6 protein-coding genes, 2 tRNA genes and 2 rRNA genes are annotated in these 12,529 nt (G+C 55.2%); 6 read left to right on the top strand and 4 right to left on the bottom strand.

The window, feature by feature from the left end:
* Positions 1-95: 95 nt before the first annotated feature.
* The 4 genes from AB3226_RS14120 to AB3226_RS14105 form a co-directional block, all read right to left on the bottom strand.
* Complete coding sequence (locus AB3226_RS14120) at positions 96-1,532, bottom strand: NAD(P)(+) transhydrogenase (Re/Si-specific) subunit beta (protein ID WP_064675292.1); 1,437 nt, start codon at positions 1,530-1,532, stop codon at positions 96-98.
* Positions 1,532-1,855: an NAD(P) transhydrogenase subunit alpha gene (locus tag AB3226_RS14115; protein WP_003187010.1), complete on the bottom strand. Its 324-nt coding sequence runs from the start codon at positions 1,853-1,855 to the stop codon at positions 1,532-1,534. The genes AB3226_RS14120 and AB3226_RS14115 overlap by 1 nt, the downstream gene beginning before the upstream one ends.
* Before the next feature lie 15 nt (positions 1,856-1,870).
* Complete coding sequence (locus AB3226_RS14110) at positions 1,871-2,992, bottom strand: Re/Si-specific NAD(P)(+) transhydrogenase subunit alpha (protein ID WP_205888896.1); 1,122 nt, start codon at positions 2,990-2,992, stop codon at positions 1,871-1,873.
* 434 nt (positions 2,993-3,426) lie between these two features.
* Positions 3,427-4,326 (bottom strand): LysR family transcriptional regulator, encoded by a 900-nt coding sequence (locus AB3226_RS14105; RefSeq protein WP_367373474.1) that lies wholly within the window; start codon positions 4,324-4,326, stop codon positions 3,427-3,429.
* A 157-nt stretch (positions 4,327-4,483) separates the two neighbouring features.
* Between AB3226_RS14105 and AB3226_RS14100 the strand changes: the two genes are divergently transcribed.
* The 6 genes from AB3226_RS14100 (at position 4,484) to AB3226_RS14075 (ending at position 12,472) form a co-directional block, all read left to right on the top strand.
* On the top strand, positions 4,484-5,665 hold the full coding sequence (locus AB3226_RS14100) for an acyl-CoA dehydrogenase (protein ID WP_367373473.1): 1,182 nt from the start codon (positions 4,484-4,486) through the stop codon (positions 5,663-5,665).
* A gap of 13 nt (positions 5,666-5,678) precedes the next feature.
* Positions 5,679-6,899 carry a CaiB/BaiF CoA transferase family protein gene (locus tag AB3226_RS14095; protein ID WP_367373472.1) on the top strand — a complete coding sequence of 407 codons (1,221 nt, stop codon included), beginning with the start codon at positions 5,679-5,681 and terminating at the stop codon, positions 6,897-6,899.
* Positions 6,900-7,540: 641 nt separating this feature from the next.
* Positions 7,541-9,079 (top strand): 16S ribosomal RNA (locus tag AB3226_RS14090).
* A gap of 82 nt (positions 9,080-9,161) precedes the next feature.
* Positions 9,162-9,238: transfer RNA gene (locus tag AB3226_RS14085), tRNA-Ile, on the top strand.
* 30 nt (positions 9,239-9,268) lie between these two features.
* A tRNA-Ala gene (locus AB3226_RS14080) sits at positions 9,269-9,344 on the top strand.
* A 236-nt stretch (positions 9,345-9,580) separates the two neighbouring features.
* A 23S ribosomal RNA gene (locus AB3226_RS14075) occupies positions 9,581-12,472 on the top strand.
* Together the 16S and 23S rRNA genes with 2 tRNA genes alongside form the textbook arrangement of a ribosomal RNA operon.
* The last annotated feature ends 57 nt before the right edge of the window (positions 12,473-12,529 follow it).

Here is a 12,529-nt window from a genome sequence, read left to right as displayed (position 1 = left end):
TCTGGGTCTTTCAGGCAAAACACCGTTACAGGATCGGTAACAGCCACAAACAAAAACGCCCCGACGAGTCGGGGCGTTCAGGTTGCCGAAGGGTGTTACTCGACGGCTTTAACCATGTCTTCGATGACTTTCTTGGCATCGCCGAAAACCATCATGGTCTTGTCCAGGTAGAACAGTTCGTTGTCCAGACCGGCATAGCCGCTGGCCATCGAGCGCTTGTTGACGATGACGGTCTTGGCTTTGTAGGCCTCGAGGATCGGCATGCCGGCAATCGGCGATTTTGGATCGTTCTTCGCCGCCGGGTTGACCACATCGTTGGCGCCAAGCACCAGCACCACGTCGGTCTGACCGAACTCGGAGTTGATGTCTTCCATCTCGAACACTTGCTCGTAAGGTACTTCGGCCTCGGCCAGCAGGACGTTCATGTGGCCTGGCATCCGCCCGGCGACCGGGTGGATCGCAAACTTCACAGTGACACCACGGTGAGTCAACTTCTCCGCCAGTTCCATCAGCGAGTGCTGGGCACGTGCCACCGCCAGGCCATAGCCCGGCACGATGATCACGGTGTCGGCGTTGGTCAGCAGGAACGCGGCGTCATCGGACGAGCCGGACTTCACCGGACGAGCTTCCTTGGCGCCGGCGGGGCCTGCGGTTTCCGTTGCACCGCCGAAACCGCCTAGCAGTACGTTGAAGAACGAGCGGTTCATCGCTTTGCACATGATGTACGAGAGGATTGCACCGGAAGAGCCCACCAGCGAACCGGCGATGATCAGCATCGAGTTGTTCAGCGAGAAGCCGATACCCGCTGCTGCCCAACCGGAATAGCTGTTGAGCATCGACACCACCACGGGCATATCGGCACCGCCGATCGGGATGATGATCAGCACGCCCATCACGAAGGCCAGGGCCAGCATCAGGGCGAAGGCGCCGAGGTTGCCGGTCAGCATGAAAGTGATGCCCAGGCCGAGCGTCGCCAGGCCCAACACCAGGTTCAACTTGTGTTGACCGCTGAACTGTACCGGTGCGCCCTGGAACAGACGGAACTTGTACTTGCCCGAGAGCTTGCCGAAGGCAATTACCGAACCGGAGAAGGTGATGGCACCAATCGCTGCGCCAAGGAACAGTTCCATGCGGTTACCGGCCGGAATCGAATCACCTAGCTGTTTGACGATGCCCAGCGACTGCGGCTCGACCACCGCCGCAATGGCGATGAACACTGCGGCCAGACCGATCATGCTGTGCATGAAGGCGACCAGTTCCGGCATCTTGGTCATTTCAACGCGTTTGGCCATGATCGAACCGGCCGTGCCGCCGACCAGCAGGCCGACGATGACGTAGCCGATCCCGGCGGTGGCCAGCTCTGCGCCGAGCTTATAGATGAGGCCCACGGTGGTCAGGATGGCCAGCGCCATGCCAAGCATGCCGAACAGGTTGCCGCGCCGCGATGTAGTCGGGTGCGACAGGCCTTTGAGGGCCTGGATGAAGCAGATCGACGCGATCAGGTAGAGCGTCGTTACAAGATTCATGCTCATTACTTAGGCGCCTCTTCTTTTACTGCTTTCGGGGCTTTTTTCTTGAACATCTCAAGCATGCGACGCGTTACCAGAAAACCACCGAACACGTTCACCGCCGCCAGAGCTACCGCCAGGGTGCCCATGGTCTTGCCCAGTGGCGTCACGGTCAAAGCCGCCGCCAGCATGGCGCCGACGATCACAATCGCCGAAATGGCGTTGGTCACCGCCATCAATGGTGTGTGCAGTGCAGGTGTAACGTTCCAGACCACGTGATAACCGACATAAATCGCCAGCACGAAGATGATCAGGTTGTAGATACCGGGGGAGATAAGCTCTTCCATCGTCTGAATCCCTGCTTAGGCGTTTTTGCGGATGACTTGGCCGTCGCGGCACATCAGGCACGCAGCGACGATGTCGTCTTCTAGGTTCACTTCGAACTGGCCTTCTTTGTTGAAGACCAGCTTCAGGAAGTCCAGCAGGTTGCGCGCGTACAGAGCCGAAGCATCGGCCGCGACTGCGCCGGCCAGATTGGTCGGGCCGCAAATGGTCACGCCATTTTCGACGACCACCTGATCGGCCACGGTCAGCGGGCAGTTGCCGCCCTGGGCTGCCGCGAGGTCGATGACCACCGAGCCGGGCTTCATCTGCGCCACGGTTTCGGCGCTCAACAGCGTCGGCGCCTTGCGGCCCGGGATCAGTGCGGTGGTGATGACGATGTCAGCCTGCTTGGCGCGTTCATGCACGGCCAAGGCCTGGCGCTGCATCCAGCTAGCCGGCATTGGGCGCGCGTAACCGCCGACACCGACGGCGCATTCGCGCTCTTCATCGGTTTCGTACGGCACATCGACGAATTTCGCACCCAGAGATTCGATCTGTTCCTTCACCGCAGGACGCACGTCGGACGCTTCGATGACTGCACCCAGACGTTTCGCCGTGGCAATCGCCTGCAAACCGGCTACGCCAGCGCCGAGAATCAGCACGCGCGCCGCTTTCACGGTGCCCGCAGCCGTCATCAGCATCGGCATGAAGCGTGGATAGTAGTGGGCGGCCAACAACACGGATTTATAACCGGCAATGTTCGCCTGAGAGGACAGCACATCCAGGCTCTGTGCGCGGGAGGTGCGCGGCGCGGCTTCCAGCGCAAACGCAGTAATGCCGCACTCGGCCAGTTTGGCAATGGTTTCATTGCTGAACGGGTTGAGCATGCCCACCACTACGGTGCCGCTCTTGATCAGCGTCAGCTCACTATCGCTGGGGGCTACCACCTTGAGAATCAGCTCGGCGCCAAACGCATCATTGGCGCTGCCAATGGTTGCGCCTGCCGCTTCATAAGCACTGTCGACAACGCTGGCATTAATGCCGGCGCCGCTTTGCACAGTGACTTTATGACCCTGGCCGATCAGCTTCTTGATGGTTTCCGGGGTTGCAGCAACCCGTGTTTCACCCGTCTGGGTTTCGAGAGGAACACCAATGTGCACGTCAAATCTCCTGCGTGATCTTATTGAGTAAACCCAGGCACTTCGGATGGTGCGACTGGGGCGGCCGATCAGCACGATCCCGCCAAAATCAGGGCGGGGCGCGGCATTTTGCAGGCGAACTTTGTGCCCTTCAAGGGATTATGACGGGTGACGGAAAATTAACTACAAGTCACCCCGTGACCGAATGTCGCACCGATCCGTTCAATCCCTTGCAAGCCGTGGCTTGTGAGGATTATGTCCAAAATTCAAGAATTTACACATCGGCCCGGTGAATGAGTTGTCATTGCCTACCAATAGAGGCTCAAGGCCACGTATTCAGGCCTTTGTAGGACGTTTGTGCTACTCCTCAGTACAGTCTGCCAATATGCGACAAATACTTACATCTGTAGTGCTTTTGTCTTCCTGACTACGGGGTCAGCTAACAGGCGGAGCCTTTATCCTTCTAGGCTGTAGCCTTGTGCCTGATTCACCAGCCAATCGCGAAACGCCTTTAAAGAGGCTGATTCGACTTTTCGCTCGGGAATCATCAGGTAGTAGGCCTTAATGCTCGATAGTGCCTGGGCGTTCGCAATCACCAGGCGCTTCTCTGCCAATTCGCGCTGAATCAGGAACGGTGGAATCAGCGCGATCCCCATATCGTGCATCGCAGCTTGAGCAAGCATGGAGAATAGCTCGTAACGCGGCCCTGTCATGTCTCGCGGGATATTCAGGTTTTGAGAGTTGAACCACTGGCGCCAGGCATAAGGGCGTGTGGTCTGCTGAAGCAGGGGCAGTTCGGCGATTTCACTGGGGGTCAGGTTGGTTTTTTTTCCCAGTAACGTGGGGCTGCACACCGGCATCGGATTTTCGCCCATTAGCCTGTGGGATTCGGTACCCGACCAATCGGCGTCGCCGAAATAGATCGCGGCATCGAATTCGGTGTCGGCAAACAGGAAGGGGCGGGTGCGGTTTGTGAGGTTGACCGTCACTTCCGGATGTTTGTGCTGAAAATCCTTGAGTCGCGGCAACAGCCATTGAGTGCCGAAGGTTGGCACCACCGCCAGCTCGATCACGTTGGCGCCTTGCTGGCCCATCACTGACAAGGTGTCCCGTTCGACCGCGTCGAGTTGGGTGGCCACTCGGCGGCTGTAGGAAAGCCCGGCCTCCGTCAGCTTCACTCCGCGCCGGGAGCGTCGGAATAGTTCGACGCTAAGGAACTCCTCTAGGCTGGCGATCTGTCGGCAAATCGCTCCCTGCGTGAGGGAAAGTTCCTGGGCGGCCTTGGTAAAGCTCTCGTGGCGCGCTGCCGCTTCAAAACTGATCAGGGCAGTTGTACTGGGGATCTTCCGGCGCATGTACATCAACCTCACTAATACATCGCATATGAGCTATTTTTCGACGTTACGGAGTGAGAAATTAGCACAACAGTATGCAAAATCCTCGTTTGTCGTGAAGCCGAAGCCGGCCTAGGATCACTCCACGTTATTTGACCCGATTCGAGAGGACTCACTCATGGGCGGTAAAGCTAGCTTCAACTGGATTGATCCTCTGCTGCTGGATCAACAGCTCACTGAAGAAGAACGCATGATTCGCGACACCGCTCAGCAATTCGCTCAGCAGAAGCTCGCGCCGCGCGTTCTCGAAGCTTTCCGTCATGAGAAGACCGACCCGGCGATCTTCCGCGAGATGGGTGAAGTGGGTCTGTTGGGCGCGACCATTCCTGAGCAATACGGTGGCAGCGGCCTGAGCTACGTCAGTTACGGTCTGATTGCCCGTGAGGTCGAGCGTGTCGACTCTGGCTATCGCTCCATGATGAGCGTGCAGTCCTCGCTGGTCATGGTGCCGATCAACGAATTCGGTACCGAAGCACAGAAGCAGAAATACCTGTCGAAGCTGGCTTCGGGTGAATGGATCGGTTGCTTCGGTCTGACTGAGCCTGACCACGGTTCCGACCCGGGTGCGATGATTACTCGTGCACGCAAAGTGGAAGGCGGCTACAGCCTCACCGGCAGCAAAATGTGGATCACCAACAGCCCGATCGCCGATGTGTTCGTGGTTTGGGGCAAGGACGACGCGGGCGACATTCGTGGTTTTGTTCTGGAGAAGGGCTGGAAAGGTCTGAGTGCACCGGTGATTCACGGCAAGGTTGGCCTGCGTGCATCCATCACCGGCGAGATCGTCATGGACAACGTATTTGTCCCTGAAGAGAATATCTTCCCGGATGTCCGGGGCTTGAAAGGTCCTTTTACCTGCCTTAACTCGGCGCGTTACGGCATTTCCTGGGGCGCACTGGGCGCTGCCGAGTTCTGCTGGCACACCGCTCGTCAGTACACCCTGGATCGTAAGCAGTTTGGTCGTCCATTGGCGGCCACGCAGTTGATCCAGAAGAAGCTGGCGGACATGCAGACCGAAATCACCATGGCGCTGCAAGGCTGCCTGCGTCTGGGTCGTATGAAGGATGAAGGCACGGCTGCCGTCGAAATCACTTCGATGATGAAGCGCAACTCCTGTGGCAAATCCCTGGATATTGCCCGCATGGCGCGCGACATGCTGGGTGGCAACGGCATCTCCGATGAGTTCGGTGTCGCTCGGCACCTGGTCAACCTGGAAGTGGTGAATACCTATGAAGGTACGCATGATGTCCACGCGCTGATCCTCGGTCGCGCGCAGACCGGCATCCAGGCGTTCTATTAATAGGAGAACGGCCATGGGCGCGCTTTCGCATCTACGGGTACTGGATTTGTCGCGGGTGCTTGCCGGGCCTTGGGCCGGGCAGATCCTGGCGGACCTTGGCGCCGAAGTCATCAAGGTCGAGCGCCCGGGCAATGGCGATGACACGCGCGCCTGGGGACCTCCGTTCCTTAAAGACGCCTATGGCGAGAACACCAGCGAGGCGGCCTATTACTTGTCCGCCAACCGCAACAAGCAATCAGTAACCATCGACTTCACGCGGCCAGAGGGGCAGCAGCTCGTGCGTGAGCTGGCGGCGAAGTCGGACATCCTCATTGAAAACTTCAAGGTCGGTGGTCTGGCGGCTTATGGGCTGGACTATGAGTCGCTCAAGGCAATTAATCCGAAGCTGATCTATTGCTCGATCACTGGATTCGGTCAGACAGGTCCGTATGCCAAGCGTGCGGGTTATGACTTCATGATCCAGGGCTTGGGCGGTCTGATGAGCTTGACCGGTCGTCCCGAAGGAGATGAAGGTGCGGGCCCGGTGAAAGTCGGTGTGGCGCTAACAGATATTTTGACCGGTCTCTATTCAACGGTAGCGATCCTGGCGGCCTTGGCTCATCGGGCTCAGGGCGGTGGCGGGCAGCATATAGACATGGCATTGCTGGATGTTCAGGTGGCTTGTCTGGCCAATCAGGCGATGAACTACCTGACTACAGGCGTTGCGCCTAAACGCCTGGGCAACGCTCACCCGAATATCGTGCCTTATCAGGACTTTCCTACGGCCGATGGCGATTTCATCCTCACCGTGGGGAACGATGGGCAGTTCCGCAAGTTTGCGCAGGTGGCTGGTCAGCCGCAGTGGGTGGATGATCCGCGTTTTTCGACCAACAAATTGCGGGTGGCTAACAGGGCAGTATTGATTCCGCTGATCCGTCAGGCGACGGTGTTCAAGACTACTGCCGAATGGGTGGCGCAGCTGGAGCAGGCAGGTGTGCCATGCGGACCGATCAATGATCTGGCTCAGATGTTTGCCGATCCTCAGGTTCAGGCGCGGGGGTTGGCCATTGAGCTGCCTCATGCTTTGGCCGGGATGGTGCCGCAGGTTGCGAGCCCGATTCGTCTGTCCGAGACTCCGGTGGAGTACCGTAGTGCGCCTCCTTTGTTGGGTGAGCACACGCTGGAGGTTCTGCAGCGGGTGTTGGGTCTGGATGTCGGCGTGGTTGCTGGATTTAAGGCGTCTGGAGTGCTCTGAGCATTCCTTCTATATAGCAGGGCTGGTTTTGCTCTCCTATATAGAGGGAAATGCGCAGTTTTCCGGCTTTGCGCAAGTTATTGATAGAAAAGCGTAATCAGGGGTTGACGGCAGATTCTGGAAGTCTATAATTCGCCCCACTTCCGGCGCAGTCGAAACGGAAAACTCCTTGGTAAACAAAGAGTTACGCAGTTTTCGACAGCGGTTACGCTTCAGTTCATCGAAGCCAGAAGGAGTTGGTAAGGCCGTGTGTTTTCGCCTTATTGACGGTTCGATCATCTCGGTCGAAAGCGGAGAAAAAGAGGTGTTGACAGCAGCGAGTAACGCTGTAGAATTCGCCTCCCGCTAACGAGAGATCGGAAGCGCAAGTGGTTGAAGTTGCAAGGGAAACTTTGAAAGCTTCTGAAAATAACCGCTTGACAGCAACAGAGGCTGCTGTAGAATGCGCGCCTCGGTTGAGACGAAAGATCTTAACCAACCGCTCTTTAACAACTGAATCAAGCAATTCGTGTGGGTGCTTGTGGAGTCAGACTGATAGTCAACAAGATTATCAGCATCACAAGTTACTCCGCGAGAAATCAAAGATGTAACCAACGATTGCTGAGCCAAGTTTAGGGTTTCTTAAAAACCCAAAGATGTTTGAACTGAAGAGTTTGATCATGGCTCAGATTGAACGCTGGCGGCAGGCCTAACACATGCAAGTCGAGCGGCAGCACGGGTACTTGTACCTGGTGGCGAGCGGCGGACGGGTGAGTAATGCCTAGGAATCTGCCTGGTAGTGGGGGATAACGCTCGGAAACGGACGCTAATACCGCATACGTCCTACGGGAGAAAGCAGGGGACCTTCGGGCCTTGCGCTATCAGATGAGCCTAGGTCGGATTAGCTAGTTGGTGAGGTAATGGCTCACCAAGGCGACGATCCGTAACTGGTCTGAGAGGATGATCAGTCACACTGGAACTGAGACACGGTCCAGACTCCTACGGGAGGCAGCAGTGGGGAATATTGGACAATGGGCGAAAGCCTGATCCAGCCATGCCGCGTGTGTGAAGAAGGTCTTCGGATTGTAAAGCACTTTAAGTTGGGAGGAAGGGCAGTTACCTAATACGTATCTGTTTTGACGTTACCGACAGAATAAGCACCGGCTAACTCTGTGCCAGCAGCCGCGGTAATACAGAGGGTGCAAGCGTTAATCGGAATTACTGGGCGTAAAGCGCGCGTAGGTGGTTCGTTAAGTTGGATGTGAAATCCCCGGGCTCAACCTGGGAACTGCATTCAAAACTGACGAGCTAGAGTATGGTAGAGGGTGGTGGAATTTCCTGTGTAGCGGTGAAATGCGTAGATATAGGAAGGAACACCAGTGGCGAAGGCGACCACCTGGACTGATACTGACACTGAGGTGCGAAAGCGTGGGGAGCAAACAGGATTAGATACCCTGGTAGTCCACGCCGTAAACGATGTCAACTAGCCGTTGGGAGCCTTGAGCTCTTAGTGGCGCAGCTAACGCATTAAGTTGACCGCCTGGGGAGTACGGCCGCAAGGTTAAAACTCAAATGAATTGACGGGGGCCCGCACAAGCGGTGGAGCATGTGGTTTAATTCGAAGCAACGCGAAGAACCTTACCAGGCCTTGACATCCAATGAACTTTCCAGAGATGGATTGGTGCCTTCGGGAGCATTGAGACAGGTGCTGCATGGCTGTCGTCAGCTCGTGTCGTGAGATGTTGGGTTAAGTCCCGTAACGAGCGCAACCCTTGTCCTTAGTTACCAGCACGTCATGGTGGGCACTCTAAGGAGACTGCCGGTGACAAACCGGAGGAAGGTGGGGATGACGTCAAGTCATCATGGCCCTTACGGCCTGGGCTACACACGTGCTACAATGGTCGGTACAGAGGGTTGCCAAGCCGCGAGGTGGAGCTAATCCCAGAAAACCGATCGTAGTCCGGATCGCAGTCTGCAACTCGACTGCGTGAAGTCGGAATCGCTAGTAATCGCGAATCAGAATGTCGCGGTGAATACGTTCCCGGGCCTTGTACACACCGCCCGTCACACCATGGGAGTGGGTTGCACCAGAAGTAGCTAGTCTAACCTTCGGGAGGACGGTTACCACGGTGTGATTCATGACTGGGGTGAAGTCGTAACAAGGTAGCCGTAGGGGAACCTGCGGCTGGATCACCTCCTTAATCGACGACATCAGCTGCTCCATAAGTTCCCACACGAATTGCTTGATTCATTGAAGAAGACGATAAGAAGCAGCCCGAAATTGGGTCTGTAGCTCAGTTGGTTAGAGCGCACCCCTGATAAGGGTGAGGTCGGCAGTTCGAATCTGCCCAGACCCACCAATTTTGTGTGGGAAACGCCTGTAGAAATACGGGGCCATAGCTCAGCTGGGAGAGCGCCTGCCTTGCACGCAGGAGGTCAACGGTTCGATCCCGTTTGGCTCCACCACTACTGCTTCTGTTTGTTGAAAGCTTAGAAATGAGCATTCCACCAAGACGGTGATGAATGTTGATTTCTAGTCTTTGATTAGATCGTTCTTTAAAAATTTGGGTATGTGATAGAAAGATAGACTGAACGTTACTTTCACTGGTAACGGATCAGGCTAAGGTAAAATTTGTGAGTTTAATCGCGAATTTTCGGCGAATGTCGTCTTCACAGTATAACCAGATTGCTTGGGGTTATATGGTCAAGTGAAGAAGCGCATACGGTGGATGCCTTGGCAGTCAGAGGCGATGAAAGACGTGGTAGCCTGCGAAAAGCTTCGGGGAGTCGGCAAACAGACTTTGATCCGGAGATGTCTGAATGGGGGAACCCACCTAACATAAGTTAGGTATCTTAAGCTGAATACATAGGCTTAAGAAGCGAACCAGGGGAACTGAAACATCTAAGTACCCTGAGGAAAAGAAATCAACCGAGATTCCCTTAGTAGTGGCGAGCGAACGGGGACTAGCCCTTAAGTGGCTTTGAGATTAGCGGAACGCTCTGGAAAGTGCGGCCATAGTGGGTGATAGCCCTGTACGCGAAAATCTCTTGGTCATGAAATCGAGTAGGACGGAGCACGAGAAACTTTGTCTGAATATGGGGGGACCATCCTCCAAGGCTAAATACTACTGACTGACCGATAGTGAACTAGTACCGTGAGGGAAAGGCGAAAAGAACCCCGGAGAGGGGAGTGAAATAGATCCTGAAACCGTATGCGTACAAGCAGTGGGAGCCCACTTTGTTGGGTGACTGCGTACCTTTTGTATAATGGGTCAGCGACTTATTTTCAGTGGCGAGCTTAACCGAATAGGGGAGGCGTAGCGAAAGCGAGTCTTAATAGGGCGTCTAGTCGCTGGGAATAGACCCGAAACCGGGCGATCTATCCATGGGCAGGTTGAAGGTTGGGTAACACTAACTGGAGGACCGAACCGACTACCGTTGAAAAGTTAGCGGATGACCTGTGGATCGGAGTGAAAGGCTAATCAAGCTCGGAGATAGCTGGTTCTCCTCGAAAGCTATTTAGGTAGCGCCTCATGTATCACTGTAGGGGGTAGAGCACTGTTTCGGCTAGGGGGTCATCCCGACTTACCAAACCGATGCAAACTCCGAATACCTACAAGTGCCGAGCATGGGAGACACACGGCGGGTGCTAACGTCCGTCGTGAAAAGGGAAACAACCCAGACCGTCAGCTAAGGTCCCAAAGTTATGGTTAAGTGGGAAACGATGTGGGAAGGCTTAGACAGCTAGGAGGTTGGCTTAGAAGCAGCCACCCTTTAAAGAAAGCGTAATAGCTCACTAGTCGAGTCGGCCTGCGCGGAAGATGTAACGGGGCTCAAACCATACACCGAAGCTACGGGTATCACTTAGGTGATGCGGTAGAGGAGCGTTCTGTAAGCCTGTGAAGGTGAGTTGAGAAGCTTGCTGGAGGTATCAGAAGTGCGAATGCTGACATGAGTAACGACAATGGGTGTGAAAAACACCCACGCCGAAAGACCAAGGTTTCCTGCGCAACGTTAATCGACGCAGGGTTAGTCGGTCCCTAAGGCGAGGCTGAAAAGCGTAGTCGATGGAAAACAGGTTAATATTCCTGTACTTCTGGTTATTGCGATGGAGGGACGGAGAAGGCTAGGCCAGCTTGGCGTTGGTTGTCCAAGTTTAAGGTGGTAGGCTGGAATCTTAGGTAAATCCGGGATTCTAAGGCCGAGAGCTGATGACGAGTGTACTTTTAGTACACGAAGTGGTTGATGCCATGCTTCCAAGAAAAGCTTCTAAGCTTCAGGTAACCAGGAACCGTACCCCAAACCGACACAGGTGGTTGGGTAGAGAATACCAAGGCGCTTGAGAGAACTCGGGTGAAGGAACTAGGCAAAATGGCACCGTAACTTCGGGAGAAGGTGCGCCGGTGAGGGTGAAGCATTTACTGCGTAAGCCCACGCCGGTCGAAGATACCAGGCCGCTGCGACTGTTTATTAAAAACACAGCACTCTGCAAACACGAAAGTGGACGTATAGGGTGTGACGCCTGCCCGGTGCCGGAAGGTTAATTGATGGGGTTAGCTAACGCGAAGCTCTTGATCGAAGCCCCGGTAAACGGCGGCCGTAACTATAACGGTCCTAAGGTAGCGAAATTCCTTGTCGGGTAAGTTCCGACCTGCACGAATGGCGTAACGATGGCGGCGCTGTCTCCACCCGAGACTCAGTGAAATTGAAATCGCTGTGAAGATGCAGTGTATCCGCGGCTAGACGGAAAGACCCCGTGAACCTTTACTATAGCTTTGCACTGGACTTTGAATTTGCTTGTGTAGGATAGGTGGGAGGCTTTGAAGCGTGGACGCCAGTTCGCGTGGAGCCAACCTTGAAATACCACCCTGGCAACTTTGAGGTTCTAACTCAGGTCCGTTATCCGGATCGAGGACAGTGTATGGTGGGTAGTTTGACTGGGGCGGTCTCCTCCTAAAGAGTAACGGAGGAGTACGAAGGTGCGCTCAGACCGGTCGGAAATCGGTCGTAGAGTATAAAGGCAAAAGCGCGCTTGACTGCGAGACAGACACGTCGAGCAGGTACGAAAGTAGGTCTTAGTGATCCGGTGGTTCTGTATGGAAGGGCCATCGCTCAACGGATAAAAGGTACTCCGGGGATAACAGGCTGATACCGCCCAAGAGTTCATATCGACGGCGGTGTTTGGCACCTCGATGTCGGCTCATCACATCCTGGGGCTGAAGCCGGTCCCAAGGGTATGGCTGTTCGCCATTTAAAGTGGTACGCGAGCTGGGTTTAGAACGTCGTGAGACAGTTCGGTCCCTATCTGCCGTGGACGTTTGAGATTTGAGAGGGGCTGCTCCTAGTACGAGAGGACCGGAGTGGACGAACCTCTGGTGTTCCGGTTGTCACGCCAGTGGCATTGCCGGGTAGCTATGTTCGGAATAGATAACCGCTGAAAGCATCTAAGCGGGAAACTAGCCTCAAGATGAGATCTCACTGGGACCTTGAGTCCCCTGAAGGGCCGTCGAAGACTACGACGTTGATAGGTTGGGTGTGTAAGCGCTGTGAGGCGTTGAGCTAACCAATACTAATTGCCCGTGAGGCTTGACCATATAACACCCAAGCAATTTGCTGACCTGAGAAGGCACCAGATTGCGGTGTGTGAAGAC

The sequence above is a fragment of the Pseudomonas lini genome (genome assembly GCF_964063345.1).
Taxonomy (GTDB): Bacteria; Pseudomonadota; Gammaproteobacteria; order Pseudomonadales; family Pseudomonadaceae; genus Aquipseudomonas; species Aquipseudomonas lini_B.
This window is presented reverse-complemented; position numbering and strand designations above follow the sequence as displayed.